We start from the raw sequence: 26028 nt of genomic DNA on the forward strand, positions 1-26028 counted from the left end.
GCGCATGGACATCCTGCTGCACATCAGCGAACTCGGCCCCGGCCTCAGTGTGGACAGCGCCAGCGAGGCCGACCTAGCCGAGGTGATCGCGCGCACCGCCCACCTGGGCCCGGCCCGTTACCTCGTGTACGACGAGCATCGCTTCCGCGTGGTCGCCGCCACCGCGCCGGACTGGCAGGCCAAGCTGGCCCAGTCCGACGTGCCGGACACCATGCTGGCCCTGCTGAGCGCCTTGCGCGCCGGCACTACGCCGGCTCCGGGCTGAGGCCGGGCGCTCACGCCGGCCCCGCCGCAACGCGCGATAATGACGCCCGTTTCCTAACGGCGAGGTGTCCCATGGTTCAGCGCTACGAAATCGGACCGCGCATGTCCGAGGCGGCCGTGCATAACGGCGTGGTCTATCTGGCCGGCCAGGTGGCCGACGACGAGCATGCCGACATCGCCGAACAGACCCGGCAGGTGCTGGCTTCCATCGACGCCCTGCTCAAGCAGGCCGATACCGACAAGTCCAAGATCCTGCGCGCGCAGATCTACCTGGCCGACATCGCCGACTTCGCGGCCATGAATCAGGTCTGGGACCGCTGGGTGCTGCACGGGCACACGCCGCCGCGGGCGACGGTGCAGGCGGCGCTGGCGAATCCGAATTGGAAGATCGAGATCGTGGTAACGGCGGCGCTGTAAGAGGCGCGAAAGCAAATCCTCCCCGGTCCACCCGGCCAGCAAGCGCAGCTTGCTGGCGTTCGATCGTGCGCGAACCTGCGGTTCGCATGCGCACGCTCTTACCTTTTTCAAAGGAGGGAGCAAAGCGCGATCCGCCGCTGGTCTTCCCCCTTTGAAAAAGGGGGTTGAGGGGGATTTGCCTTTGCTTCGCGCGCGATCCGCCTCAGTCCCCGCGCTCCCGCCGATCCTGCGCCACCGCTAAAAACGCCTCCAGCAGCGGCCGCCCCGGCATCAGCTCCGGAAAGCGCGCATCGTGGAACTCCGGGTGCCATTGCACCCCAACCACGAACGCCGCCTCGCGCACGCGGATGCATTCGGGGATGCCGTCCTCCGACCAGGCCTCCACCGCCAGGCCGTCGCCGAGGCGGCGCACGCCCTGGTGGTGGATGGAATTGACCCGCACCTCGTCCTGGGCCGGATACAAGGCCGCCAGCCAGCCGCCGGGTTCCACCCGCAGGCGGTGGACGTGCTCGTCGTAACGTTCGGGCAGGTAGTGCTGGTTGGCGGTGGCGCCGGCGGCGACCAGGTCCTGATACAGGCTGCCGCCGTAGGCCACGTTGATCAGCTGCATGCCGCGGCAGACGCCCAGCACCGGCTTGCCGGCATCGATGAAGGCGCGCAGCAGCGACAGTTCGAAACGGTCGCGCACCGGGTCGGTGGTCTGCAGCAGCTCGCTGGGCTGTTCGCCGTAAGCCACCGGGTCGATGTCGGCGCCGCCCTGCAGGATCAGGCCGTCGAAGGACCGGGCGTACTCGCGCACCGACAGGGTGGCGCGCTGCACGTCGCCGTCGGGATCGACGGTGGGGATCATCGCCACCAGCGCGCCGGCGGACAGCACCCAGTGCGCCATCGACTGCTCCAGGTACTGCAGGGTCTTGTTGCGGAAGCCGTACTGCACCGGCAGGTTGCGCATCAGCCGCGGCGACAGGCCGATCATCAGTTTGCGCGCGGCGGCGTTCATGCGGCGGTGTCCTCGAAGTCGATGGTGGCGGCGCGCAGCCAGTCCACGACCGCGTCCAGCGCGCGCACGCGGTGCAGGCCGGCGTCGCGCTGTTGGCGGTAGATGGCCAGTTGCACGTGGGCGCTGCTGCCCTCGGCGACGATCGCGTCCAGCGGCGCGAGCGCGGTTTCGCTGTCCAGGTCGCGGATGTCCTGCGCGCACATCGCGCGCAGGCGGGCCAGGGCCTGCGGCAGCGGTTCGGGCTCGTCGCCGCTCTCGTCGAAGAGCAGCGCTTGGGTGCCGAAGCGCTTGGCGCGCCAGCGGTTCTCGTCGATGACCCGGCGGGTCAGGGCGCTGCGCGGCGGGTCGTGCTCGGGGTGGCGGACCAGGTAGCGCAGCAGGCAGCGGTACAAGGCGGCGATGGCCAGCGCGTCGCGCGCGCGGGTGCAGCAGTCGGCGATGCGCAGCTCCAGAGTGGGGTAGCGCGGCGAGGGACGGATGCCCCACCACAGCGCGCGCGCGTCGGGGATCGCGCGCACCCGGGTCAGCAGCGCGGCCAGGGCGTCGTATTCGGTTTCGTCGGCGTAGAAGTCGGGCACGCCGGTGCGCGGCCATTCGTCGTACACCGCCTGGCGGTAGCTGAGCAGGCCGGTGCGCGAGCGGTTCCAGAACGGCGAGGACGTGGACAGGGCCAGGAACAGCGGCAGCCAGGGCATGGCGCGGTTCATCACCTGCACGCGGTCCACGCCCGGCGGCAGCTGCACGTGCACGTGCAGGCCGCAGACCAGGCTGCGGCGGGCGACGATCTGGAAGTCTTCCATCATCCGGCGGTAGCGCGAACGCGGCGTGCGCTCCTGTTCGCGCCACACGCCCAGCGGATGCGTGCCGGCCGCCACCAGGCCCAGCTCGTGGCGCGCGGCCACCTGCGACAGGCCCTGGCGCAGGCCGGTCAAGGTGCGCGCGGCATCGGCTGCGTCGCGCAGTATCGGGCTGGAGATTTCGATCTGCGACTGCAGCAGTTCGTTGGCGACAGAGTCGCCGAGCTCGCGCCGCGCGTCCTTGAGCAGCTTGCTCGGGGCGCGCGTGGCCAGGCCGTGCGCGCCGGGGCGGACCAGGAAGTACTCCTCCTCGATGCCGTAGGTGTAGTCGTGCTGGTCGCTCACGCGCGAAGGTCCGGCGCGGGGGCGGGGCGGGTGGGGTACATGCGCGACTCCTGTCGGGGCGGGTTCAGGCGACGGTAGCGCGGGCCGTGTAAGCGGCAGTTGAAGGCCGCGCGGTATCATCGGCGCATGGCGAAACTGCTGATGGTGCTGCGGCACGTGCCCGAGGACGAGGTCGAGGAAGTGCGCGCGCTGCTGGACGCGCACGGCATCGGCCATTACCAGACCGAACCCAGCCGCTGGGGCGTGTCGCACGGCGGGCTGTGGCTGGCCGAGGACGGCGACCACGCCGCGGCGCGCGCGCTGCTGGACGACTACCAGCGCCAGCGACAGGCGCGCGCACGCGAGCAGGCCGAACAGGACCGCCGCGAAGGCCGCGAGGAAAGTTTCGTCGATCAGTTGCGGCGCGAGCCGCTGCGGGTGCTGGCGGCGGTGGCCGCGATCGTCGCCTTGCTGGCGCTGATGGCCTTGCCGGCCTGGCTGCTGTGGCCCTGAGGGCTGCGCTTCGCTACCTGCCGTACCAGTTCCGTCATTCGGTCCGCCGCGGCCCTGCATTTCCGGTCATTGCGGCGCTTTCAGGGCGGCCGCTTGGACGGGCCAAGCGACAGTCAAAATGGGTTCCGGCTTGCGCCGGAATGACGACGGATTCTCTACGGTTGGTGAGCACGTGACGGTGCGGTTGTCGCCGTACCCTACAGCTGTGCGCCGCTGGGCGCGCCTTCCACTTCCAATGCGGTCAGGTACAGGCGCAGGTCGAACTCCAGCTGGTGGTAGTTCGCTTCCATGTGCGTGCACAGCTGATAGAAAGCGCGGTTGTGATCGCGTTCCTTCAGGTGCGCCAGTTCGTGCACCACGATCATCTTCAGGAACGGCGCCGGTGCGTCGCGGAACAGGCTGGCGATGCGGATCTCGCGGTTGGCCTTGAGCTTGGCCCCCTGCACGCGCGAAATCACCGTGTGGGTGCCCAGCGCCTGGCCGATCACCCGCAGCTTGCTGTCGTACAGCACCTTGTGCAGCGGCTCGGACTTGCGCAGGTAGCGCGCCTTGAGTTCGTTGGCGTAGTCGTACAGCGCGCGGTCGCTGCGGATCTCGTGGTCTTCGCCGTAGCGTTCGCGCAGACGCGCGCCCAGGCGACCCTGTTCGATCAGCTCGCGCACGCGCGCAAGCACGGGTTCTGGATAACCGCCCAGATAATGGAACCGCTGCATGCCCACACGATACGGCAAGCGGCGCGCGCAGCGGACATGCGCGCAGTGCGCGCGATCACGCTCTACGCAATACAGATGCATTTCTCGCATCGAGTTTGCTGCTGTTTTATACGGAAAGAATGCTCCCGATGTTGACAATTTTTAGTTGGTCTTGATTGTCAATTTCGGATTGTGTTTTCCTCGTTCGCAAATGAAGCCGCCGCGTTCTCCGAATGGGATCGCGTCGGCTCCAGGGATGGCGACGGGGAGACGTGACAGTGGCATCTAGAGACAAGGCAAAAGGCGTCGCGGTCGCGGCAGCGGTCGCCGCACTGGCGGTGACGGCGTGGTGGTGGTCGGCAGCGAAGCCGGATTCGCAAGCGGGCGGCGTCGCGGGCGCGCCGGCCGTACAGGAGCACGGGCCGGCCAGCGACGCCGCCGATGCCGCACGCGACGATGCGAGCCGGTCGCCCGCGGGCAACGCAGCTCGGGCCCGCCCGCCCGCATCGGCCGGCATCGAGCGCAGCTACCTTCCGCCGCCCGGCGATGCGGCCGAGGTCTACGCCGCACTGGAAGCGCGCGCACGCGGCGGCGATATCGATGCCGCGCTGAGTCTGTACGCCAAGGTCAACGACTGCCGCCTGCGCGCGAGCATCGCCATGCGCCGTGCGCCCGATACGGACGTGCAGGCGCTGATTCCGCCGGAGTGCCGCAGTCTGAGCGCCGAACACTATCGCGAGGCCGGGCGCTGGCTGGAGCGCAGCGCCGACGCCGGCGACGCCTACGCGCAGCTGCTGTACGCCGACAGCGCCGAGAGCGTGCTGGGCCCGCGCGGCGAATGGCTGCGCGATCCGCAGGCGCTGCAGCGCTATACGCGCAAATCCTTGGACTACCTCAACGCCCAGGCCGCGCGCGGCGGCATGGAGGCGATGAACCGCCTGGCCTACGTCTACGCCAGCGGCAAGCGCGTGCCGCAGGACCTGGGCAAGGCCTACGCCTACTTCTACGCCCTGCAGTTGGCGGGCGATCCGAATCTGAGCTTGGGCCACATGCGCCAGGTCGAACAGCGGCTGTCGCCGCAACAACGGTCGTTAGCGACCCAACAGGGGAGAAGGATCTATGAACAATGCTGCAAGCGTTAAACACACCCGCAAGCGCGGCAAGCGCATCGCGGTAGCCGCGGTGCTGGTGGCCGGCTTGGCCACGGCCTTGTGGCTGTACGCCGAGGACCGCATGGGCCCGTTCACCTGCAACCACTGCCCGCTGCAGAACCCATTGGTGGATGCCACCACCAAGGCCTTCATCAACGACCTGCGGCCGATGTGGGGCATGGGCGCGCCTTGGGAAGCCGACGACGTCTACGTGGTCTGCAACACGGCTTACTGCGTGGACTACCGTATCGCTTACCCGGACGAGCAGAGCTACGAAGGCTTCAACGCCCGCCCGATCCAGGACGGCGGCAGCGGCAGCACGGGTGGCGGCGGCGGTAACGAAACCGGCGGCAGTGGCGGCGGTTACAACCCCGGCGCGGGCGGTGGCGGGGGCGGTGGCGGCAGCAGCGGCGGCGGCAGGGTGATCGTCGGCGATCCGGTGGTGGTGGAGAACTGAGCACAGACGGAGCCCGCTTCGGCGGGCTTCGTTGCGTACGCTGCCAGGAAACTGGGCGGTAGTAGTGAGCACAACGCGCGTTTGCGAATGATTAAATGTGGAAATGAGGTGCTAATACAGTGAGTTCTTGCGCTCTTACTTTCGCGGGAGTTGTTCAGCACTTTTCTATATATGGGTTGCTTTCGCCTCTACAGCGCTGTGCTTGCTTGTGCTTGTAACGGAGTTCTAGGACGGTTATGGAGTTGGCCAACAAGCGAATGTGCTGGGCTCCAATCGCGGCGGTGGCCGCCATTTGTTTGGTAATCGCGTGCCTGACTTGGTCAAGACGTTCGACTGGACTCCAAGAGACGGAACTATCAACGCACGTCAACTTAGACCGCAAGGGCCAACCTGCCAATTCCAATTCAAGGCTGGGTGAGGGGCAGGGGGGGAGCGTCGTTGCTGTCGAGTCGCGTAAAGGGCGAGCCTACTTCAACCAACGCAGCTACTTCGCACCCGCAGGCGATGTCGAGGATGTCGCGCGACGCCTGACGCTCTTGGCTGAGGCCGGGGATGCGGAGGCGGCCTTTCTGCTCTATTTGAAGTTCGAGGAGTGCAGGCGAGCGCTGGAGGATGGCGTCAGCCAAGCAGAGCTGCGTCTCTATTCCGATGCAAAAGCAGTGCAGAATCGACTGAACGCAGAGGCACGGACACTAGATGGCTGTGCGAACTACTCAAAGATCAAGGAGCCACGGGCGGGATATTGGTTGGAGCAATCCGCTGACGCCGGCTATCTAATCGCTCAGTTGATGTACGCCTCCGACTCTCGTGCTGTGCTCGGCTCGAGAGCGGATATGTTGCGCTCGCCTGAGGACACGATCCGCTACCGACGCAAGGCGATCGCGTACTTGGAACGCGCGGCCAACACCGGGAACGTGGACGCATTGATCTCGCTGGGGAAATCGTACCAGAGCGGGATTATTGCCAAGGAAGATTTGGTCAAAGCGTATTCGTACTTCTACGCAGCGGGCATGGTGAATCCAAACTTTACCCGGAATTACATCGGGAGGCTCGAGCGCAAATTGACCCGTGAACAAATGGAGCAAGCCAAGCAGCGCGGCGTCCAGATTTTCAATGGCTGCTGCAAATAAAGGGTGGAATGGAGTGCTATGAATAGGATGTTTTTTGGATGGGCGGCGCTGTGCTTGGGCCTATCCGTTCTGATCGTAGTTGCGGCCGATCCTGGGAGCAGATCGTTTGGTCCGTATTTGTGTTCTGGCGGTTGTGCTTTAGGTATGCCCATGCCGGATTCTGCCACCGACGCGTTTATTGACGCTTTGGATCACGGCCCCGCTTTTCCGGCCAGCATAATAAACCCAGGGCTGAACATGGTGGCCGGGGATTCGATCATGGTCTGCGACAGCACGCACTGTGCGACCTATGTTCTCTCGGATGATGACCTCTACCAAGGGATAAAAATCGAGGAGCGTACGAACGGCAGCGGCAGCGCGGACGGTGGCGGTGGTGCCGAAACTGGCGAAAACGGCGGCGGCTACAACCCGGGCGCGGGTGGCGGCGGCGGTGGTGGCGGTAGCAGCGGCGGCGGCAAGGTGACCATTGGCGATCCGGTGGTGGTGGAGAACTGAGCGCGAACGGAGCCCGCCCAGGCGGGCTTCGTTGCGTTTGCCGGTCGCGCCCCAGGCGCTTTGCGGGTCCAGGCCCTATCGCAACAAATCCGTCATCGTCCGGCCATAGTCTGCGCGGCATGGACATCCTGATGCTGTCGGACGTGTACTTCCCTCGGGTCAACGGCGTGTCGACCTCGATCCGCACCTTCGCCCAGGTGCTGGCGCGCATGGGCCACCGGGTGACCCTGGTGGCGCCGGACTACGGGCCGGACAGCGGCCAGGAGCAGCACGACGGCCACGGCGAGTTCGAGGTGATCCGCCTGCCGGCGCGGGTGATCTTCTTCGACCCCGAGGACCGGCTGATCCGCGCCAGCGCCTTGCGCCGTGCGCAGGAGGAACTGGCCCAGCGGCGCTGGGACGTGATCCACATCCACACGCCGTTCCGCGCCCACAGCCTGGGCGTACGTCTGGCGCGGCGCGGCGGCTGGCCGACGGTGGAGACCTACCACACCTATTTCGAGGAATACGTGGGCCACTACCTGCCGTGGGCGCCGGCGCCGCTGCTGCGTGCGTTCGCGCGTCGCGCCTCGCGCTCGCTGTGTCACGGCGTGGATCACCTGATCGTGCCCACGGCGCAGATGGTGCAGGTGCTGGACGGCTACGGCATCACCACGCCGTCGACGGTGCTGCCCACCGGCATCGAGCTCAGCGAGTTCGCGCGTGGCGACGGCGCGCGCTTCCGCGCCGAGCATGGCATCGCGCCGGAGCGGCCGACGCTGGTCACGGTGAGCCGGTTGGCGGTGGAGAAGAACATCGCCTTCCTGCTGCGCGTGGCGCAGCGTCTGGTCGGCGAATTTCCGGATCTGCTGTTCCTGATCGCCGGCGAAGGTCCGGACGCGACGCGGCTGAAGCGGCTCAGCGCCGAGTTGGGGTTGCAGGAACATGTGCGCTTCTTCGGCAACCTGGACCGGCGCACCACGCTGCTGGATGCCTACCGCGCGGGCGATGTGTTCGTGTTCGCATCGCCCACCGAAACCCAAGGCTTGGTGCTGATCGAGGCCATGGCGCTGGGCGTGCCCATCGTTTCCACTGCGGTCATGGGCACGGCCACGGTGCTGCGCGATGCGCGCAGCGCGGTGATCAGCGAGGAGGACGAGGCCGCGTTCGCCGGGCATGTGGCGCGGGTGCTGCGCTCGCCGGAGACGCGAGCCGCGTTGTCGGCGGCGGGGCCGTCGGATGCGCGCGTGTGGAGCGCGGACGGTTTGATGGAGCAGGTGGTTGCGCTGTATCAGCGCTTGGCGCATGCGCGGCAGCGGACGGCGGCAGAGCCGGTGCAGGCGGCCTAGCAGCGGCTGCGCGCGACGTTCCCATTCGCCGGGCCGTCGTGGGGCGCTGTCGTTCCCGTCCCGTCATTCCGGCGAAAGCCGGAACCCATTTTGATCTTGCTGCCGCAGCTCAGCCTTTTTCGCAGCCGGCGACTTATCGAGCAACGGCACAATGGGTTCCGGCTTTCGCCGGAATGACGGTGTGTGGGAAGTGGAGGGTGTCAGGACGAACTAAATCAACCCACCGGCCGCACCCGCGGCGCCAGCCACGCGCCCAGCGCGGCCAGCGCCAGCGACACGCCGAAGCCGGCCAGGTAGGCCGCCGACGGCGCGACCGGCAGTAGTGCGGCGAACAGCGTGCCGCCGACCGCGAGCACGCTGGCGGTGAACAGCGCATCGCCCAACTGCAACGCGGAGACGTTGATGCCCTGGCTCTCCGGCGGCGACAGTTCCAGCGCCAGCACCGACAGCGTGGGATAGACCAGGCCCATGCCCAGGCCCGCGAGCAGCCAGCCGGCCACGCCCAGGGCCACCGGTGCCGCCGGCAGCAAGGTCGCGGCGATCGCGGCCGCGCCCAGGGCGATGCCGAGCAGGCCGGCGCGCAGCACCTGCGGAGCCGCGTAGCGCTGCCGCGGCCGGCCGCGGTACCAGGAACCGGTGGACCAGCCGACCGCGCCCAGGGTCAGCACCAGGCCGGCCGCGGTCGGCGACCAGCCGTGCTCGCGCGAGAGCAGCAGCGGCACGAACACTTCGGTGCCGAAGAACGCGGCCGAGGCCAGGCCGCGCAAGGCGATCACGGTGGGCAAACCGCGCGCGGCGCGCAGGCTGCCGACGGGCAGCAGGCGGCGTGCGCACAGGATCAGCGCGGCCACCGCCAGTGCCAGGCCGGCCCAGCGTGCGATGCCGGGCCAATGGCCGGCCAGATGCAGCAGCAAGGCGCTGGTGGCGGCGCCCACCGCCCAGTACAAGCGCGTGCGCGCCACCGGATCGGCGGCCGCTGGCGGTGTCGCCAAACCGCGCAGCGCGGGCAGCACCAGCGCCGCCGCGGCCAGGGCCAGCGCCGGCACCGACAGGAATACCCAACGCCAGCCCAGGTGCTCGACGATGGCGCCGCTGATCGCCGGGCCGACCACGGCCGGTATCACCCAGGCGGCGGCGAACGCGGCGAAGATGCGCGGGCGCAGCGCCTCGGGATAGGTGCGGCCCACGGCCACGTACAGCGACACCGACATCAGGCCGCCGGCATAGCCCTGCACCACGCGTCCCAGCAGCAACCAGCCCATGCTAGGCGCCAGGCCGGCGATCAGCAGGCCCAGCGCGAACCAGGCGATGCCCTGGCGCAGCGGCGCGGCCGGGCCGCGTCGGTCGGCCCAGGCGCCGGCCGCGACCATGCCGACCACGCTCGCGGCCAGGCTGCCGCCGAAGGCCAGCGCGTACAGCGACAGGCCGTCCAGCGCGCGCGCCACGGTCGGCATGGCGGTGGCCACGGCCAGCGCTTCGAACGCGCCCATCGCCACCAGCGCGATCGCGCCGATGCTGAGCGCGCGGCGTTCGCGATCGAACAGGCTGGCGGTCTGCGTGGCGGTCGTTTCGGACGGTTCGCCCGCGTTGGCGTAGGCCTGACTCACGGATCGAAACCGCTGTCGCCGGTGGGGTAGACCATCAGCACGACCTTGCCGCGGCCGTGGCCGGTTTCGACGTCGCGGTGGGCGACGGCGGCGTGGGCCAGCGGATAGATCTCGCGCACGTGCACGTGCAGGTGGCCTTGTTCGTACAGGTCGACCAGCGCGTGCAGGCGCTCGCGCTCGCATTCCACGCGCAGGCGCAGCACGCCGTGACGCTGGGCGCCGTCGCCGTCGACCAGGGTGGCGATGCGTTCGCGCGCCACGCCCAGCGCCAGGGAGGCCTCGATCGCGCCGCGCCCGGCCGCGTCCAGGGCCACGCTCACGCCCTGCGGCGCGAGCGCGCGCACGCGTTCGACCAGGCCTTCGCCGTAGAGCACGGGCTCGGCGCCTAGCGAGCGCAGGTAGGCGTGGTTCTCGCGGCTGGCGCTGCCGATCACCTGCGCGCCGGCCAGGCGCGCGAGCTGCACGGCCAGGGTGCCGACGCCGCCGGCGGCGCCGTGCACCAGCAGGGTGTCGCCGCGGCGCAGGCGCAAGGCCTGCAGCGACAGCAAGGCGGTCTGGCCGGAGGAGGGCAAGGCGCCGGCCACCGCCCAGGACATCATCGGCGGCTTGGCCACCACCTGCGCGGCCGACACGGTCAGCGCTTCGGCGTAACCGCCGCCGTCGCACCAGCCCAGCACTTCCTGGCCGTGGTAGTAACCGCGCACGCCGTCGCCGACCTGGTCGACGGTGCCGGCGAAGTCGTAGCCGGGGTGCTGCGGGAAGGGAGCGTCGGCGCCGATGCCGCGGCGCGCGAAGTCGCCGCTGCGGCGGGCGATGTCGGCCGGTTGCACGCCGGCCGCGCGCACCCGCACGCGCAACTGGCCGGGCCCGGCCTGGGGCAGCGGCACGCGCGCGGCGTAGAGCACGTCGGCGGCACCGTAGCGGTCGTAGCGCACCGCCTGCATGGCGGTTTCGACGACCGCGAGTTCGTCGTCGCTGGCGCGCTCGTCGAGTTCGACCGCGCGCTGGGAGCGGTTGTCCATGGCTTGACCGGCTGTGTGGGGACGGGCAGCATAAGACCTGAAGTTAAGTTGAGGTCAAGCGATGAGCGGCGAACTCAGCGTGGGCGAGATGGCGCAGCGCAGCGGGGTGGCGGTGTCGACCCTGCACTTCTACGAGACCAAGGGCCTGATCCACAGCCGCCGCACCGCCGGCAACCAGCGCCGCTACGGCCGCGACATGCTGCGGCGCATCGCCATCATCCGCGTGGCCCAGCGCGTGGGCATGCCGCTGGCGACGATCCTGGCCGCGTTCTCGACCCTGCCCGACGGGCGCACGCCCACGCGCAAGGACTGGGCGCGGCTGTCGTCGGCCTGGCGCGAGGAGCTGGACGAGCGCATCGGCAAGCTGGTGCAGATGCGCGACACCCTGGACGACTGCATCGGTTGCGGCTGCCTGTCGATCGACCGCTGCCGCCTGGCCAACCCCGGCGACGTGCTGGCCGAAGACGGGCAGGGCGCGCAGCGTTGGGAGCATCACGAGGCCTAGCGCGCGCCGTTCGATCGGATCGGGGTTCAATTGAATCTGGGTTCGATCGAACCCGGCGGGATCGGCGCTGCCGGCAGGACGCAGCGATCCATCGGCAGGCAGAGGGCGGCGGCGCGCCGAACGCGTACCATGCCGGCTCCACCACGAGCCCCACCACGAGCCCGTCATGACCGTTTCCCTGCACACCGCGTCCGTCCCCGTGTTCAAGCAGTTCCTCGGCAGCCTCAGCGCGCTGCTGGACAAGACCCAGGCCTACGCCGCCGAGAAGAAGATCGAACCGGAGGTGCTGCTGCAGTCGCGCCTGTTCCCGGACATGTTCCCGCTGGTGCGCCAGGTGCAGATCGCCGCCGATTTCGCCAAGAGCGTGAGCGCGCGCCTGGCCGACGCCGAAGTGCCCTCGTATCCGGACGACGAGACCAGTGTGGAGCAGTTGCAGGCGCGCATCGCCAAGACCGTCGCCTATATCGACAGCCTGGAGCCGCTGCTGTTCGAGGGCGCGGAGGCGCGCGAAGTGGTGCTGCGCCCGGGCACGCCCAAGGAGCGCCGTTTCGCCGGCCAGGATTACCTGCTGCACTACGGCCTGCCGCAGTTCTACTTCCACGTCAGCACCGCCTACGCGATCCTGCGCCACAACGGCGTGGAAGTGGGCAAGCGCGACTACATGGGCGCCTGAGCCCCGCGGCGCGCGGCGGATCGCCGCTGCGCGCCCCAGTCCGCCGGCGCGCTTGCATCGTGCGCGCCGCGCGGCGACCATGCGGCTTGGTTTAGGGGAACCCCGCATGGAACTGCTGACGCTCGACCATTTCGCCCGTCACGTCGACGAAACCTTCTCGGCGGTCATGAACGACGGCGAGATCCCGTTCGTGCTGGTGGAAGCGCGCGCGCTCAACTCGTCGCAGGTATTGCCCGGCGGGGCGCGAGTGCCGTTCTCGCTGCTGTTCCGCAACGCGTCGGCGTTCCTGTTCCCGCAGCAGACCTATCTGATGCGCCATGCCGAGGTCGGCGAGGTGGGGATCTTCCTGGTGCCGGTGGCGCGCGAGCAGGCCGGGTTTTTGTACCAGGCGATTTTTAACTGACGGGGTAGGTGGGGTGCGGGTCCGGCTTACGCCGCTGCTAACTCTAAACAGGGCTTTGCTCATCAGGCGTTCTCGCACCCAAAGCCCTGGATGCCCGCGTTCGCGGGAATGACGGGGATGGGGCAGTGCGCAGGCTTGAAGGATGCGCCAGTAGCGAGCTAGCTCTGCACCCAGCGCAGCAGCAGGTGCGAGCGCAGATCCTCGACCATCACGAAGCCCAGACGCTGGTACAGCCGGCGCGCGGCGGCGTTGTCCGATTGCACGTGCAATTGCAGGCCGCAGTCTTGCGCGGCGGCGGTGCGCTGGCTGTGGGCGATGAGCGCTGCGGCCACGCCGCGGCCGCGTTCGTCCGGAAGCAGGCAGATGTCCACGATCAGGTGATGCGGCGCGGCGCGCTGCAGGTAGTAGCGTCCCGCCGGCGCGCCGTCGCGCTCGATGGCCAGGAAGTCGGAGTCGCCGTAGTGCGCCAGGTAGTGCTGGTGCTGCAAGGCGAACTGGCTGGCCAGGAACGCGCGCTTGGCCGCGTCGGGCCAGGGCACCGGGGCCATTTCCTCGGCGCGGGTGCTGGCGTAGAGCTCGCGCAGCCAGGGCAGGTCGCCGTCGTGCAGCGGCCGCAAGGCGTACCCGCGCTCGCTCAGGAGCGCGGGTGCCGTCAGGCGGTCGTCGCGGCCCGCCGGAAACGAAGTGAGCTGCGACGGCGCCTGCATGTCCTCAGCCGAAGCTGGGGAACACGCCCTGCAACGCGATGCAGAAGTTCGTCGCGAGGTAGGGCTGGCGGTTTTCGTGCGGCTGGCCGCCGCCGGCCGGCCCGATCATGTTGGGGCTGAACTGGGCGTTGGCGGTGGCGTTCTGCACGAAGGGATTGCCCGTGGTCGGCAGGCCCAGGTAGTTGCCCGCTGCCGGCGTGGCGGTGCGCTTGCTTTCGTCGGGCTGGTTGTAGACGGTCAGCGGGTGGGTGTGCGACGGGATGGTGTTCTGGGTCAGGGTCACCGTGTTGCTGCCGTACACCTCGCCGATGCTGTGCGGGGTCAGGCCCGGGCCCTGGCCCTGTTCGATCGCCACGCGGTTGACGAAGTTGGGCAGTTGGAAGGTGGTCTGGCCGTTGCCGCCGTACTGGGTGCCCAACAGCGAGAACAGCGCGGTGTTCTGCTGGATCGCCAGGGTGGTGCCGTTGCAGAAGGCCCAGCCGCGCGGCGGGAAGTTGAAGCCGAACAGCTGGATTTCGCCGATGAAAGGTTCGGTCATGGTCGTGTCCTCGAATCGTGATGGCGCGCGGTGGCGGCTCAGCCCTGCGACGGGAAGATGCCCGCCCAGGCGATGCAGAACTGCACCGTCAGCGTCGGCATTTCGTTGTCGTGCGGCTGGTTGCCGCCGGTGGCGACGATCGCGTTGGCCGCCAGCGCCGCGCCGGTGGCGCCGGTGATGTCGGTGACGTACATGGTTTCGCCGGAGACCGCGGCGGGCAGAACGGTGTTGCCGACCGCGCCGGTGGTGGCCAGGGCGGTGGTGGCCATGAGCGGGTGGTTGTGGATGGGCAGCTGGCCCTGGATCAGGGTGACGCTCTCGCTGCCGGCCATCTGCCCGATCACGTAGGTGCCCAGGCCCTGGCCGTGGCCCTGGTGGATCGGCACGCGGCCGCGCAGGTCGGGCACGGCGAAGGTGTTGATGCCGTCGCCGCCGTAGGTGGTGCCGAGCAGGGTGTACAGAACCTCGTACTCGGCGATGGACTTAAGCGAGCCGTCGCAAGCGAACCAGCCGTTGGGCACGCGCGAAAAGCCGAACATCCGGATTTCTCCGACGTAAGGGGTGCTCATAAGGAACTCCTGTAGTGGATGCCGGAAGCGTCAGTTGCGCGACGGATAGATGCCGACCAGCGCGATCACGAAATTGATCACGGTGTAGGGCTGCAGATTCGGATGCGGCTGGCTGCCGCCGGCCGGGCCCACACCCTGCAGCGGGACCAGGGCGCCGGTGGCCGGTCCGAAGATGTTGGTGCCGTTGGTGCCGTACAGGCCGTTGGTGGGGTTGCGCAGCGCGCCGGCCACGTTGGTGCCGTTGACCAGGTGGTTGTGCTGCGGAATCTGGGTGGTCAACAGGGTCACGTTCTCCACGCCGCCGATTTCGCCCTGGTTGTAGGGCGAGGGGTTCCAGCTGGGATCGACCGAGTTGCCGGCGCCGACCGGAGTGCGCGACTGCATGTTCGGCAGCGCGAAATTGGTGGTGCCGTTACCGCCGTAGGTGGTGCCTAGCAACGAAAAAAGGGCCTGATTTTGCGCAATCGCGAGCAGTTGCCCGTTGCACAGGGCAAATCCCTTGGGCGCAAAATTGAACCCCGTGAGCATGATTTGCCCGAGGAAGACTTCGGTCATACCTTTTCCCCCGAAAGGTTGGTGGCACGGACGTCATGTCCGGCGCGGGCGCTACTCTCGCTCACACTCCGTACACCGTACAAGCGAAATTTTTGCGGCGGTGCAGCAAGGAAAATGTGTGAGCTATGTGGCACTTTCTTTGTGCCACGAATCCTGCTTGAATGGTAGTGAGCAGTTCGCAAGGGGTGCGGCCCGGGTCCTAAGCCCGGTGTCCGCGGACAAGGATACAGGTCTCGCCGGACTGGCTCGAAAGCCCGTGGGCGTTCGGGCCTGTGCGGTGCCAACAGGGGCAGAACATGCATCAGCAGTTTGCGCATAGCGTGGAGACGCCGCGTGCGCCTTCGCACGTCTTCTTTTCTTCGTTCTTCTCCTGGTTCGCACTAGCGCTGCTGTTGCTGGGCAGCCTGTGGCCGCGGATGGCGGCGGCGGCGCCGTCTACGTTCTGCCCGACGCTGAGCATGTCGGTGGCCCATAGCGGCTCGCAGACGATCAACATCAACCACTGCCACGGCGGCTTCGGTATCGCCGCGGGCAGCGCGGCCACGCCGCACGGCACCCGCACGGTGGGCGTGCAGTCGGGCGCGAATATCCCGTTGACCTACACCCACAACGGCGATAGCGCGACCTCCGACACGTTCATCATCAAGGACGATTTCAACAACGACATCACCGTGACCGTCGCCATCGGTCCGGCGTCGACCATCACCATCGGCGCCAGCCCGGCGGTCGCGCTGACCGTGGGCGTGCCCTTCAGCACCACCCTCAGCGGCAGCGGCGGCACCGCGCCGTACACCTTCACTCTCGATAGCGGCCCCATGCCGCCGGGCCTGAGCCTGAGCGGCAACACCATCAGCGGCACGCCGACCCGGCGCGGCGCCTACGCCTTCACCATCCGCGCCACCGACAACGTCGGCGACAGCGGCGTGCGCACCTTCAGCGGTTCGGCCGCCAATCCGACCCTGGTCCTCGCGCCCCAGCCACCGCCCGTGGCTGCGCAGGGCATCCCCTACTCGGTCACCTTCACCGCCAGCGGCGGCGTGCCCACGTATGCCTTCGCGCACGAAGTCGCGTCCGGCCCGCTCCCGCCCGGCCTCACATTGAGCGGCGCCACCCTGAGCGGCACGCCGACCACCGTGGGCACCTTCACCTTCGGCATTCGCGTCACCGACAGCAGCACCGGCACCGGCAGCTACGCCGAGATCGAGACGGTGACCCTGCAGGTGATCCTGCCGCCGACCATCGTGGTCAACCCGGCCACCGTGCCAGGCGCCACCGTCGGCGTGGCGTACAGCCAGACCTTCACCGGCAGCGGCGGCACCGCGCCGTACACCTTCGCCATCACCGCCGGTGCGCTGCCTGCGGGGCTGAGCCTCAATACCACCACCGGCGCGCTGACCGGCACGCCGACCGCGGCGGGCACGTTCAACTTCACGGTGCGCGCGACCGACGCCAACAACTTCTCCGGCACCCGCGCCTACACCCTGGTGTCGGCGCCGCCGGTGATCGTGGTCGCACCGGCCACGCTGCCCAACGGCGCGGTGGCGGCGGCGTATAGCCAAACCGTCAGCGCCAGTGGCGGCATCGCGCCGTACACCTTCGCGGTCACCGCCGGCGCCTTGCCGGCCGGCCTGACCCTGAACACCAGCAGCGGCGTCATCAGCGGCACGCCGACCGCGGGCGGCACCTTCAATTTCACTGTGACCGCCACCGGCAGCAGTACCGGCACCGGCGCGCCGCACACCGGCTCGCGCGCCTACGCGCTGGTGATCGCACCGCCGACCGTGAACCTGCCGGCGACCAGCCTGGCCAACGGCACCCAGGGCGTGGCCTACAGCGCCACGCTCAATCCGGCCAACGGCGGCACCGCGCCGTACACCTATGCAGTGACCGCGGGTGCTCTGCCGCCGGGCATCACCCTGACCGCCAGCACGGGCGCGCTGTCCGGCACGCCCACGGCCTCGGGCACCTTCAACTTCGCTGTGATCGCGACCGACAGCAGCACCGGCTCCGGCCCGTACAACTCGGCGCCGCGCGGCTATGCGCTGCAGATCGTCAACATTCCGCCGGTGGCCAATCCGGTCTCGGCGTCGGTGGCCTACAACAGCGGCGCCAACCCGATCGCGCTGAACATCACCGGCGGCGTGCCGACCTCGGTCGCCATCGGCACCGCGCCGCTGCACGGCACGGCGATCGCCAGTGGCACCTCGATCACGTATCAGCCGGTCGCCGGTTACGCCGGTCCGGACAGCTTCACCTACACCGCGACCAACAGCGCCGGCACCTCGGCGCCGGCCACGGTCAGCATCACCGTCGGCAACCCGACCATCACCGTGACCGCGGGCGGTCCGCTGACCGCGCAGATCGGCGTGGCCTACAGCCAGACCTTCACCTGGAACGGCGGTACCCAGCCGTTCTCCGGTTACACCGTCGGCGGCCTGCCGGCGGGTCTGGCGATCACCGGCACCACCGCCAACAGCGTGACCGTGTCCGGTACGCCGAGCGCGGCGGGCTCGTTCACGCTCAGCCCGAGCGCGACCGACAGCAGCACCGGCAACGGTCCGTTCACCGTCTCGCAGAACTTCACCCTGTCGGTGAGCGCGCCCACGCTGACGCTGACGCCCGCCGCGGGCACGCTGAGCGCGACCTACGGCAGTGCGTTCAGCCAGACCTGGGTCGCTGGCGGCGGCACCCCGGCCTACACCTATGCGATCTCGGCGGGCGCCTTGCCGGCCGGCCTGAGCCTGGACGCCAGCACCGGCGTGCTGTCGGGCACGCCCACCGTCACCGGTCTGTTCACCTTCTCGGTGCGCGCGACCGACAGCTCCACCGGCGCGGGCGCACCGTTCGCACGCACCCAGAACTACGTGCTGCAGGTGGCGGCGCCGACCATCACGGTTTCGCCGGCCACCGTGCCGGGCGCGCAGGTGGGCACGGCCTACAGCCAGGCCCTGAGCGCCAGCGGCGGCATCGCGCCGTACACGTTCGCCACCACCGCCGGCGCCTTGCCGCCGGGCATCACCCTGAGCGCCGGCACCCTGAGCGGTACGCCGACCGCGGGCGGCACCTTCAACTTCACCATCACCGCCACCGACAACCACGGCCAGACCGGCTCGCGCGCCTACAGCCTGACCGTGGGCGCGGCGACGATCACCGTGGCGCCGGCCTCGCTGGCCGACGGTGGCGTGGCCCAGGCCTACAGCCAGACCGTGACCGCTTCGGGCGGCACCGCCGGCTATAGCTTCGCGGTCACCGCGGGCGCGTTGCCGACCGGCCTGAGCCTGGCCACGAACGGCGCGATCACCGGTACGCCCACCGCCGGCGGCAGCTTCAACTTCACCATCACCGCCACCGACAGCAGCTCGGGCAGCGGCCCGTACACCGGTTCGCAGTCCTACAGCGTGCTGATCACCGCCGCGACCGTGGTGCTGCCGCCGTCGGTCCTGCCCAACGGCACGGTCAGCAGCGCCTACGGCGTGGCGATCAATCCGGCCACCGGCGGCACCGCGCCTTACAGTTATGCCGTCGGCACCGGCAGCCTGCCGCCGGGCCTGTCGATCGGCGGCGCCGGCGCCATCACCGGCACGCCGACCACGCCGGGCACCTACAGCTTCACCCTGATCGCCACCGACAGCAGCACCGGCAGCGGCCCGTACTCGTCGGCGCCGCAGAGCTACAGCCTGCAGATCAACGACATCGTGCCGGTGGCCAACCCGGTCAGCGCGACGGTGGCCTATGGCAGCGGCGCCAACCCGGTGACGCTGAACATCACCGGCGGCATTCCGGCCTCGGTGGCCATCGGCACCGCGCCCGCGCACGGCACGGCGATCGCCAGCGGCACCTCGATCACGTACCAGCCGGCCGCCGGTTATGCCGGTCCGGACAGCTTCACCTACACCGCGACCAACAGCGCCGGCACCTCGGCGCCGGCCACGGTCACCATCACCGTCGGTAACCCGACCATCACCGTGACCGCGGGCGCTCCGCTGACCACCCAGGTCGGCGCCAGCTACAGCCAGACCTTCACCTGGGCCGGCGGCACTTCGCCGTACAGCGGTTTCGCCGTCACCGGTCTGCCGGCCGGTCTGAGCATCAGCGGCACCACCGCCGACAGCGTGACCATCTCGGGCACGCCGACGGCGGCGGGCAGCTTCAGCCTCAACGCCAGCGCCACCGACAGCAGCACCGGCAACGGTCCGTTCACCGTGGGTCAGGTCTTCACCCTGACCGTGGGCGCGCCGACGCTGACGATGACCCCGGCCGCGGGCAACCTGCCGATGAACTACGGCACGGCCACCACCATCAACTTCGCCAGCAGCGGCGGCACCGCGCCGTACAGCTATTCGCTGGCCGCCGGTTCGCTGCCGGTGGGCGTGAGCCTGAGTTCGACCGGCGTGCTCAGCGGTACGCCGACCGTGCCGGGCAACTACAACGTCACCGTGCGCTCCACCGATGCCAGCACCGGCGCGGGCGCGCCGTTCTCGGTGCAGCAGAACTACACCATCGTGGTGGCGACGCCGGCGATCGCCATCGATCCGCCCAGCCTGCCCAACGGCACCGCGGCCACGGCCTACAGCGCGCAGCTCAGCTCCACCGGCGGCGTCGCGCCGTACAGCTACTCGCTGCTGGCCGGTGCGCTGCCGATCGGCATGAGCTTCAGCTCGACCGGCGCGCTCTCGGGCATCCCGCGTTCGGACGGCAACTTCAGCATCACCGTGCGCTCCACCGACGCCAACGGCCAGACCGGCAGCCGCGTGTACACCTTCACCATCGCCCCGGCGACGGTGGTGATCGCGCCGGCCAGCCTGCCGGGCGGCGTGGTGGGCGTGGCCTACTCGCAAAGCCTGAGCAGCAGCGGCGGCATCGCGCCGTACACCTACTCGATCGTGTCCGGCACGCTGCCGGTCGGCATCGCCTTCAGCTCGGCCGGCGCCATCAGCGGTACGCCGGTGACCGCCGGCAGCTACACCTTCGTGGTGCGCTCCACCGACGATGCCGGCTACAACAGCACCCAGAGCTACACCATCGTGATCGCCGACGCGGTCCCGGTGGCGGTGAACGACAGCGCGACCACGCCGTCGCAGCAGGCGGTGACCATTCCGGTCACGGCCAACGACAGCGGCGTGATCACCTCGGTCGCGGTGGCCAGCGCTCCGGCGCACGGCACCGCCACGGTCAGCGGCCTGAACGTGGTCTACACGCCGACCGGCACCTACTTCGGCGCCGACAGCTTCACCTACACCGCGACCGGTCCGGGCGGCACGTCGGCCCCGGCTACGGTGTCGATCACCGTCACCGCGCTGCCGGTGCCGGTGGGCCAGCCGCGCACCGCCACCACCCTGGCGGGCCAGCCGGTCGTCATCGACACCACCGTGGGCGCCACCGGCGGTCCGTTCACCGGCGTGACCCTGGTGACGCCGCCGGCCACCGGCACCACCACGGTGACCGGCACCAACATCACCTACACCCCGCTGGCCTCGGCCTCGGGCACGGTGAGCATCGTCTACACCTTGAACAACGCCTACGGCGCTTCGGCTCCGATCACCTCCACGGTCACGGTCAATCCGGTGCCGGTCGCGGTCTCGCGCCGGGTCACCGCCAACGCGGGCGTCCCGGCGGTGGTCGAGCTGACCACCGGCGCCACCGGCGGTCCGTTCACCGCGGCCAACCTGGTGTCGCTGTCGCCGGCCGGTGCGGGCACCGCCACGATCGCGTCCTCGGGCAGCGGCGCCAGCGCGAGCTACCGCCTGACGTTCACCCCGGCGGCCACGTTCTCCGGCACCGCCACGGCCACGTTCACCCTGAGCAACGCGTTCGCGACCTCGGCGCCGGCGACGATCGACTTCGACGTCATCGGCCGCCCGGATCCGACCCAGGACGCGGAAGTGATGGGCCTGCTGGGCGCGCAGACCGCCACCGCGCGGCGCTTCGCCACCACCCAGATCGGCAACTTCCAGCGTCGTATGGAAGGCATGCACGACGGCGGCAGCGGCGCGCGCTTCGACAACGGCCTGAGCTTCGGCGTCGACCGCCGCTGCCAGGACGAGGCGCGGCGCACGCCGGGCAGCGATTGCCGTCAGGTGTCGATGCTCGACGAGTCCGCGCCGGTCGACAACGCCGCGGCCGCGCGCAGCGGCGGCGACGGCGGCGGCCTGACCATCTGGACCGGCGGTTCGCTCAACAGCGGCGACCGCGACAGCCGTTCGGGCAGCGCGGGCTTCGACTTCGAGACCAGCGGCATCAGCGCCGGTATCGACACCCGCGTGAACCAGGCCTTCGCCTTCGGCGGCGGCATCGGCTACGGCCGCGACAACACCGACGTCGGCCGCAACGGCACCCGCAGCGACGGCAAGAGCTACACCCTGGCCGTGTACGGCAGTTACCACCCGGGCGAGAGCTTCTTCGTCGACGGCCTGCTGGGCTACCAGTGGCTGTCGTTCGACTCGCGCCGCTACGTGACCGCCAACGGCGCGCTGGTGCGCGGCGACCGCGACGGCAAGCAGTGGTTCGCCTCGCTGTCGCTGGGCGGCGATTACCACCGCGACCAGCTGTCGCTGACCCCGTACGCGCGCCTGGACATCGCCCGCGCCACGCTGGACGGCTACACCGAGCGCGGCGACGCGATCTATGCGCTGCGTTACCAGGATCAGGATGTGGACACCACCACCGCCAGCCTGGGCCTGCGCATGGATTACCGCTTCCCGGTCAGCTACGGCACGTTCTCGCCGCAGCTGCGCCTGGAGTACCAGCACGACTTCCAGGACGACAGCTCGGTGACCCTGAGCTACGCCGACCTGCCGGGCGGGCCGTTCTACCGCGGCGAAATCGACGGTCTCAAGCGCAACCGGTTCGTGTTCGGCCTGGGCGCGGTGTTGCAGACCGAGCGCGACTTCACCCTGCGGTTCGAGTACCGCGGCCTGTTCGGCAGCGACGACGATAGCGACCATGGCGTGCTGCTGAACCTGGAGAAGAAGTACTGATCGAGCGGGGGCGCGGCGACGCGCCCTCCGTTCTCAGGAACGCCGGCGCGGCGTCGCCGTGAACGCCGCGCCGGCATTTTTTTGCGCGCCCCGCAACGGGCGTGCAGGGGAGGGGACGCGTGCGCTGGCGCATCGCGGGACTGATCCTGGCCGCGGCCTGTTGGGCGCCGCCCGTGGCCGGCCATGGCGGCGGGCTGGACAAGCACGGCTGCCATAACGACCGCCGCAACGGCGGTTATCACTGCCACCGCGGTGGCGGCGCGGCTGCGCCGGCACGCGAGTCCGCTCGCGATGAGGCGGCTTCGTTCGTGTTTGATCGCGGGCCTGCGCGGTCGGGCGGCGCCTACCGCAATTGCAGCGAAGCCCGCGCCGCTGGCGCCGCGCCCTTGAGCCGCGGCGAGCCTGGGTACGGCGCGCATCTGGATCGCGATGGCGACGGGATCGCCTGCGAGCCGTATCGGGGGCGGTGAGCCGCGGCGCGAACTTGTGGCTGCGCGTGCCCTCACCCCAACCCCTCTCCCGCAGGCGGGAGAGGGGCTAAAAGCAGCAAGCGGCGTCGGATTTGTTCCCTCTCCCGCTTGCGGGAGAGGGCTAGGGTGAGGGGATGAGCGCGCAGCGCGAATGCTCTTGAACCGGCAGCCAGGGAATTCGCGCCTATCCCACACATTCGATGCCAATATCCGTCCCATCGACGGATGCCATCCACCCCCATGCCTGCCGACCTGCCAGCCCTGCCCATCGACCTGCCGCCCGAGCAATGGCAGGCGCTGCAGGCCGCCTATGCGCAGCCGCCGCGCGCGTACCACAACTTCGAGCACGTTCGCGAAGTGCTGCGCCATTACGGCGAGGTCGCCGCCGGCCCGGGCTGGCGGCAGCCGGCCGAGGTCGCGCTGGCGGTGCTGTACCACGACGCGATCTACGAGGCCGGGCGCCGCGACAACGAGGCGCGCTCGGCGCAGCTCGCGGCCGAGCACATCGCCCGCTATCTGCCCCACGCCGGGATCGACGTGGCGCGGGTGAGGGAACTGATCGAGCTGACCGCGCGCCACGGCCAGATCGGCCGCGACCAGGTCGACGAGGAGACCGCGCTGTTCCTGGACGGCGACATGGCCATCCTCGGCGCGGAACCGGCGGCGTTCGACGCCTACGACCGCGGCATCGCCTCCGAGTACCGCGGCCACGTGCCCGGCCCGCTGTTCCGCCTGAACCGCCGCCGCTTCCTCAAGGCCCTGCTCAAGCGCGAACGCATCTATCTGAGCGAGCATTACCACGCGCGCTATGACGCGGCGGCGCGGAACAATTTGCGGCGGGCGGTGACTACCAAGCGGTGAAGCTGCTTTAGGAGGTAGCGGGTAGGAGTTAGAAGATAGCGAAAGCAGGCTTTTCGCTATCGTCTAACTCCTGATCGCCATCTTCTGCCCCATCGGTCCCAAACCGCGCCGTTACAATACGGAGCATGATTCTCAACGTCGCCGCCTACCACTTCGTCCGCATCGACGATCCCGACGCCCTGGCCGGGACCCTGCGCGAGCGCGCGGAGGCGGCCGAGCTGCGCGGCACCGTGCTGGTGGCGGAGGAGGGCGTGAACCTGTTCCTGGCCGGCGCCGAGGATGTACTCAAGGGATACCTGGACGCGTTGCGCGCCGACCCGCGCTTCGCCGATCTGCAGGCCAAGCTCAGCCACAGCCGCGCCCAGCCCTTCGACCGGCTCAAGGTCAAGCGCAAAAGCGAGATCGTGACCTTCCGCCGCGACGGCGCCACGCCGCTGCCGCAGCGCGCGCCCACGGTGTCGCCGGAGCGGCTGGCCGCCTGGCTGGACCAGGGCCACGACGACGATGGCCGGCGCGTCGTGCTGCTGGACACGCGCAATCGCGAGGAGATCGGCTACGGCGCCTTCGCCGGCGCGCTGACCCTGCCCATCGACAACTTCGTCGACCTGCCCGAGGCGCTGGCGCCGCACCGCGCCGAGCTGGCCGACGCCACCGTGGTCAGCTATTGCACCGGCGGCATCCGCTGCGAGAAGGCCGCGTTGTGGCTGCGCGAGGACGGCATGGACAACCTGCTGCAGCTCGACGGCGGCATCCTGGGCTATTTCGAGCGCGTCGGCGGCCGCCACTACGACGGCCGCTGCTTCGTCTTCGACCAGCGCGTGGCCCTGGATGCGCAGCTGCAACCACTGGTAGACGGCGCCACCGGCTGAGCGCAAAGGCACGCCCGCGGCGGCCTGAATCGGTGGCCTGGGCGCCGCGAACCCGGGGCCGGCGCGGCCGCGCAGAAACGCGGCTGCGGTCCCATTCAGACAAATCAAGGGGTTACGCGAGGCGGCGCCGCGGCTATGATCCAGGGTCGTCTCTTCCAGCCCCCGTACGAAGGACCCCTGATGCCCCGATACTCCCGCTTGCTTCCGCGCATGCGCCTTTGCGTGCTGCCTTTGGCCGCCCTGGTCGCGCTGAGCGCCTGCCAGCAGCAGGCCGCCGTGCCGGTCAGCGCCGCCGCCCCTGAAGAAACCGTCGCCGCACCGCCGCCGGCGCTTCCGTCGCCGGACCCCAACGCCGCGCCGGTCGAGCGCGCCGCGCCGCCGGTGATCAAGCCCGTGGCGCTGGGCGACTTCGTGCCCGGTACCCCGGTGGCCAACACCGCCACCGGCCGCCTGAGCATCGAGGACAGCAAGCTGCAGGGCGCCAACGGCGCCAGCTTCGGCACCGAGCGCGTGGCCCTGGTCAAGGGCGGCGACGAATACAGCGCCGGCGCGACCTACGCCGCCTCCATGCAGATCGACGCCAGCCAGCCGGTGGAGCTGCGCCACGTGGTCGAGCAGACCCCGCCCACCGCCAATCCGGCCGATGCCTTCTGCGGCGGGGCGCCTACGGGTTACATTGCGCTGGCCAAGGTCGGTGAGGGAGACCAGGAAATGGTCAAGGTGTTGGCTCTGCAGGGCGACGATCTGCCCGCACCGGGCGCCAAGGGCGTGAGCGTGTGCGCTGCCGCCAGCTACCTGGTGGCCAGCCGATGATCCGGGCGCCGCGCGCATGGGCCGGCCTGCTGGCGTTGACGCTGGCGGCCGCGAACGCGCACGCGGCGCCGCCGATGCCGCGTCAGCCGCCGACCCTGCGCGTGGCCGGCGATACCGCCATGGCCGCGCGCGCGCCGCAATCGCGCCCGGCCACCGGCTGGGGCGAGGCGCTGCCGATGATGCTGCGCGGCGACGTGGTCGGTTACGAAAACCGCGCGGCCGAGGGCCGCAGCACTCGCCGCTACGTGGACGAAGGCCTGTGGGCGCGGCTGATGGGCGCCACCCGCGGCGGCGACGTGGTGTTCATCGCCTTCGGCGGCGACGATGCGTCCAAGCAGCCGCAGCGTTACGTGGCGCCGGAAGCCTTCCGCCGCTATCTGGAAAATTTCGTCGACGAGGCGCGCATGCGCGGCGCCACGCCGGTGCTGCTGACGCCGGTGGCCACGGCGGAGTTCCGCTCCGGCGGCCTGAACATCGTCTATTCGCCGCACGCCGACCTGGTGCGCGCGGTGGCGGTGGAGCGCAAGGTGCCGCTGATCGACATGCAGCGGGCCAGCGAGTCGTTGCTGCGCGACGCCGGTTCCGAAGGCGCCAAGGCCATGTTCGTCGAGGTCGAGCCGCTGTACAGCGAGGTCTACCTGGATCGCCGCACGCGCTATCTGATGCCGGTGACCGACGAGCTCTCGTCCAACGCCTGCGGCGCGGCGCGCCTGGCGCAACGCGCGACCCAGCTGATGCGTGCCGGAGGCCTGGAGGCCTGGCTCGAGGATCCGCAGACGATCCAGCAACGCATCGACCAGGTCTGCAACGCCGAACGCGACGCCCAGCGCGCGCGCTGACCGCCGCGAACGCCGACGGCCAGACCGCAATTACGACGAATGCCGCGGTTCC

General features: G+C 69.6%; 26 protein-coding genes. 17 read left to right on the plus strand and 9 right to left on the minus strand.

Translation table 11 applies throughout. The features are described 5' to 3' along the window. Positions 1-4 precede the first annotated feature (4 nt). Together DX914_RS03425 and DX914_RS03430 are read left to right on the plus strand one after the other, a co-directional pair. Positions 5-265: a hypothetical protein gene (locus tag DX914_RS03425; protein ID WP_115857652.1), complete on the plus strand. Its 261-nt coding sequence runs from the start codon at positions 5-7 to the stop codon at positions 263-265. Between the two features lie 71 nt (positions 266-336). Beyond that, entirely contained in the window at positions 337-681 is a 345-nt protein-coding gene (locus tag DX914_RS03430) for a RidA family protein (RefSeq protein WP_115857653.1), read from the plus strand. A 202-nt stretch (positions 682-883) separates the two neighbouring features. Here DX914_RS03430 and DX914_RS03435 read toward each other — a convergent pair whose 3' ends face one another. Together DX914_RS03435 and DX914_RS03440 are read right to left on the minus strand one after the other, a co-directional pair. Beyond that, on the minus strand, positions 884-1681 hold the full coding sequence (locus DX914_RS03435) for a gamma-glutamyl-gamma-aminobutyrate hydrolase family protein (RefSeq protein WP_115857654.1): 798 nt from the start codon (positions 1679-1681) through the stop codon (positions 884-886). Next, entirely contained in the window at positions 1678-2823 is a 1146-nt protein-coding gene (locus DX914_RS03440; protein WP_231118130.1) for a carboxylate-amine ligase, read from the minus strand. Before DX914_RS03440 ends, DX914_RS03435 begins: the two co-directional genes overlap by 4 nt. Before the next feature lie 126 nt (positions 2824-2949). On the opposite strand from DX914_RS03440, the gene DX914_RS03445 reads away from it, so the two are divergent. After that, on the plus strand, positions 2950-3315 hold the full coding sequence (locus DX914_RS03445; RefSeq protein ID WP_115857656.1) for a DUF6164 family protein: 366 nt from the start codon (positions 2950-2952) through the stop codon (positions 3313-3315). Between the two features lie 197 nt (positions 3316-3512). On the opposite strand, the gene DX914_RS03450 is transcribed toward DX914_RS03445, so the two are convergent. After that, a complete protein-coding gene (locus DX914_RS03450; protein WP_115857657.1) occupies positions 3513-4028 on the minus strand; it encodes a YgjP-like metallopeptidase domain-containing protein in 516 nt (171 codons plus the stop codon). A gap of 257 nt (positions 4029-4285) precedes the next feature. On the opposite strand from DX914_RS03450, the gene DX914_RS03455 reads away from it, so the two are divergent. The 5 genes from DX914_RS03455 to DX914_RS03480 all read left to right on the plus strand — a co-directional run bounded on the left by DX914_RS03455 (position 4286) and on the right by DX914_RS03480 (position 8568). Further along, positions 4286-5149, plus strand: a complete 864-nt coding sequence (locus tag DX914_RS03455) for an SEL1-like repeat protein (protein WP_147300592.1) — start codon at positions 4286-4288, stop codon at positions 5147-5149. Beyond that, positions 5127-5615 (plus strand): hypothetical protein, encoded by a 489-nt coding sequence (locus tag DX914_RS03460; RefSeq protein ID WP_147300593.1) that lies wholly within the window; start codon positions 5127-5129, stop codon positions 5613-5615. The genes DX914_RS03455 and DX914_RS03460 overlap by 23 nt, the downstream gene beginning before the upstream one ends. Positions 5616-5851: 236 nt before the next feature. Continuing rightward, positions 5852-6745, plus strand: coding sequence for an SEL1-like repeat protein (locus DX914_RS19965; RefSeq protein WP_147300595.1), 894 nt, complete (start codon positions 5852-5854; stop codon positions 6743-6745). A 150-nt stretch (positions 6746-6895) separates the two neighbouring features. After that, positions 6896-7240: a hypothetical protein gene (locus DX914_RS03475; protein ID WP_147300596.1), complete on the plus strand. Its 345-nt coding sequence runs from the start codon at positions 6896-6898 to the stop codon at positions 7238-7240. Positions 7241-7359: 119 nt separating this feature from the next. Continuing rightward, positions 7360-8568: a glycosyltransferase gene (locus DX914_RS03480; protein WP_115857663.1), complete on the plus strand. Its 1209-nt coding sequence runs from the start codon at positions 7360-7362 to the stop codon at positions 8566-8568. 215 nt (positions 8569-8783) lie between these two features. Here the strand turns inward: DX914_RS03480 and DX914_RS03485 are convergent, their stop codons facing one another. Both DX914_RS03485 and DX914_RS03490 read right to left on the minus strand, forming a co-directional pair. Next, a complete protein-coding gene (locus tag DX914_RS03485; protein ID WP_196778811.1) occupies positions 8784-10175 on the minus strand; it encodes an MFS transporter in 1392 nt (463 codons plus the stop codon). Beyond that, complete coding sequence (locus DX914_RS03490) at positions 10172-11197, minus strand: NADP-dependent oxidoreductase (RefSeq protein WP_196778812.1); 1026 nt, start codon at positions 11195-11197, stop codon at positions 10172-10174. Before DX914_RS03490 ends, DX914_RS03485 begins: the two co-directional genes overlap by 4 nt. 61 nt (positions 11198-11258) lie before the next feature. On the opposite strand from DX914_RS03490, the gene soxR reads away from it, so the two are divergent. From soxR to DX914_RS03505, 3 genes are all read left to right on the plus strand, one after another. Then, a complete protein-coding gene (gene soxR, locus DX914_RS03495; protein WP_115857664.1) occupies positions 11259-11702 on the plus strand; it encodes a redox-sensitive transcriptional activator SoxR in 444 nt (147 codons plus the stop codon). Positions 11703-11868: 166 nt separating this feature from the next. Then, on the plus strand, positions 11869-12375 hold the full coding sequence (locus DX914_RS03500; RefSeq protein ID WP_115857665.1) for a DUF1993 domain-containing protein: 507 nt from the start codon (positions 11869-11871) through the stop codon (positions 12373-12375). Positions 12376-12481: 106 nt separating this feature from the next. After that, on the plus strand, positions 12482-12778 hold the full coding sequence (locus DX914_RS03505) for a DUF6916 family protein (RefSeq protein WP_115857666.1): 297 nt from the start codon (positions 12482-12484) through the stop codon (positions 12776-12778). Positions 12779-12936: 158 nt separating this feature from the next. Here DX914_RS03505 and DX914_RS03510 read toward each other — a convergent pair whose 3' ends face one another. Genes DX914_RS03510 through DX914_RS03525 form a run of 4 tightly spaced genes read right to left on the minus strand, consistent with a single transcriptional unit; the run spans position 12937 to position 15147 of the window. Beyond that, positions 12937-13485 (minus strand): GNAT family N-acetyltransferase, encoded by a 549-nt coding sequence (locus DX914_RS03510; RefSeq protein ID WP_115857667.1) that lies wholly within the window; start codon positions 13483-13485, stop codon positions 12937-12939. Between the two features lie 4 nt (positions 13486-13489). Then, positions 13490-14023, minus strand: a complete 534-nt coding sequence (locus DX914_RS03515; protein WP_115857668.1) for a phage tail protein — start codon at positions 14021-14023, stop codon at positions 13490-13492. 38 nt (positions 14024-14061) lie between these two features. After that, a complete protein-coding gene (locus DX914_RS03520; RefSeq protein ID WP_115857669.1) occupies positions 14062-14592 on the minus strand; it encodes a phage tail protein in 531 nt (176 codons plus the stop codon). Positions 14593-14622: 30 nt separating this feature from the next. Continuing rightward, positions 14623-15147: a phage tail protein gene (locus DX914_RS03525; RefSeq protein WP_115857670.1), complete on the minus strand. Its 525-nt coding sequence runs from the start codon at positions 15145-15147 to the stop codon at positions 14623-14625. A 296-nt stretch (positions 15148-15443) separates the two neighbouring features. Between DX914_RS03525 and DX914_RS03530 the strand changes: the two genes are divergently transcribed. From DX914_RS03530 to DX914_RS03555, 6 genes are all read left to right on the plus strand, one after another. Continuing rightward, the gene (locus DX914_RS03530; protein ID WP_115857671.1) at positions 15444-22124 is read left to right on the plus strand and encodes a putative Ig domain-containing protein; all 6681 of its coding nucleotides are present in this window, start codon (positions 15444-15446) and stop codon (positions 22122-22124) included. 119 nt (positions 22125-22243) lie between these two features. After that, a complete protein-coding gene (locus DX914_RS03535; RefSeq protein WP_231118132.1) occupies positions 22244-22594 on the plus strand; it encodes an excalibur calcium-binding domain-containing protein in 351 nt (116 codons plus the stop codon). A 240-nt stretch (positions 22595-22834) separates the two neighbouring features. Further along, positions 22835-23455 carry an HD domain-containing protein gene (locus tag DX914_RS03540; protein WP_115857672.1) on the plus strand — a complete coding sequence of 207 codons (621 nt, stop codon included), beginning with the start codon at positions 22835-22837 and terminating at the stop codon, positions 23453-23455. Positions 23456-23580: 125 nt separating this feature from the next. Further along, a complete protein-coding gene (locus DX914_RS03545) occupies positions 23581-24324 on the plus strand; it encodes a sulfurtransferase (protein WP_115857673.1) in 744 nt (247 codons plus the stop codon). A gap of 180 nt (positions 24325-24504) precedes the next feature. Further along, positions 24505-25137, plus strand: a complete 633-nt coding sequence (locus DX914_RS03550) for a hypothetical protein (RefSeq protein ID WP_147300597.1) — start codon at positions 24505-24507, stop codon at positions 25135-25137. After that, complete coding sequence (locus DX914_RS03555) at positions 25134-25976, plus strand: GDSL-type esterase/lipase family protein (RefSeq protein WP_115857675.1); 843 nt, start codon at positions 25134-25136, stop codon at positions 25974-25976. The genes DX914_RS03550 and DX914_RS03555 overlap by 4 nt, the downstream gene beginning before the upstream one ends. Positions 25977-26028: the final 52 nt, after the last annotated feature.

Source organism: Lysobacter silvisoli (genome assembly GCF_003382365.1).
Classification (GTDB): Bacteria; Pseudomonadota; Gammaproteobacteria; order Xanthomonadales; family Xanthomonadaceae; genus Lysobacter; species Lysobacter silvisoli.

Bases quoted from the DNA above. Each gene is read 5' to 3' on its own strand.
- DX914_RS03425 (WP_115857652.1), top strand. From the start codon at position 5: ATGGACATCCTGCTGCACATCAGCGAACTCGGCCCCGGCCTCAGTGTG.
- DX914_RS03430 (WP_115857653.1), top strand. From the start codon at position 337: ATGGTTCAGCGCTACGAAATCGGACCGCGCATGTCCGAGGCGGCCGTG.
- DX914_RS03435 (WP_115857654.1), bottom strand. From the start codon at position 1,681: ATGAACGCCGCCGCGCGCAAACTGATGATCGGCCTGTCGCCGCGGCTG.
- DX914_RS03445 (WP_115857656.1), top strand. From the start codon at position 2,950: ATGGCGAAACTGCTGATGGTGCTGCGGCACGTGCCCGAGGACGAGGTC.
- DX914_RS03450 (WP_115857657.1), bottom strand. From the start codon at position 4,028: ATGCAGCGGTTCCATTATCTGGGCGGTTATCCAGAACCCGTGCTTGCG.
- DX914_RS03460 (WP_147300593.1), top strand. From the start codon at position 5,127: ATGAACAATGCTGCAAGCGTTAAACACACCCGCAAGCGCGGCAAGCGC.
- DX914_RS19965 (WP_147300595.1), top strand. From the start codon at position 5,852: ATGGAGTTGGCCAACAAGCGAATGTGCTGGGCTCCAATCGCGGCGGTG.
- DX914_RS03475 (WP_147300596.1), top strand. From the start codon at position 6,896: ATGCCGGATTCTGCCACCGACGCGTTTATTGACGCTTTGGATCACGGC.
- DX914_RS03480 (WP_115857663.1), top strand. From the start codon at position 7,360: ATGGACATCCTGATGCTGTCGGACGTGTACTTCCCTCGGGTCAACGGC.
- DX914_RS03490 (WP_196778812.1), bottom strand. From the start codon at position 11,197: ATGGACAACCGCTCCCAGCGCGCGGTCGAACTCGACGAGCGCGCCAGC.
- soxR (WP_115857664.1), top strand. From the start codon at position 11,259: ATGAGCGGCGAACTCAGCGTGGGCGAGATGGCGCAGCGCAGCGGGGTG.
- DX914_RS03500 (WP_115857665.1), top strand. From the start codon at position 11,869: ATGACCGTTTCCCTGCACACCGCGTCCGTCCCCGTGTTCAAGCAGTTC.
- DX914_RS03505 (WP_115857666.1), top strand. From the start codon at position 12,482: ATGGAACTGCTGACGCTCGACCATTTCGCCCGTCACGTCGACGAAACC.
- DX914_RS03510 (WP_115857667.1), bottom strand. From the start codon at position 13,485: ATGCAGGCGCCGTCGCAGCTCACTTCGTTTCCGGCGGGCCGCGACGAC.
- DX914_RS03515 (WP_115857668.1), bottom strand. From the start codon at position 14,023: ATGACCGAACCTTTCATCGGCGAAATCCAGCTGTTCGGCTTCAACTTC.
- DX914_RS03520 (WP_115857669.1), bottom strand. From the start codon at position 14,592: ATGAGCACCCCTTACGTCGGAGAAATCCGGATGTTCGGCTTTTCGCGC.
- DX914_RS03525 (WP_115857670.1), bottom strand. From the start codon at position 15,147: ATGACCGAAGTCTTCCTCGGGCAAATCATGCTCACGGGGTTCAATTTT.
- DX914_RS03530 (WP_115857671.1), top strand. From the start codon at position 15,444: ATGCATCAGCAGTTTGCGCATAGCGTGGAGACGCCGCGTGCGCCTTCG.
- DX914_RS03540 (WP_115857672.1), top strand. From the start codon at position 22,835: ATGCCTGCCGACCTGCCAGCCCTGCCCATCGACCTGCCGCCCGAGCAA.
- DX914_RS03545 (WP_115857673.1), top strand. From the start codon at position 23,581: ATGATTCTCAACGTCGCCGCCTACCACTTCGTCCGCATCGACGATCCC.
- DX914_RS03550 (WP_147300597.1), top strand. From the start codon at position 24,505: ATGCCCCGATACTCCCGCTTGCTTCCGCGCATGCGCCTTTGCGTGCTG.
- DX914_RS03555 (WP_115857675.1), top strand. From the start codon at position 25,134: ATGATCCGGGCGCCGCGCGCATGGGCCGGCCTGCTGGCGTTGACGCTG.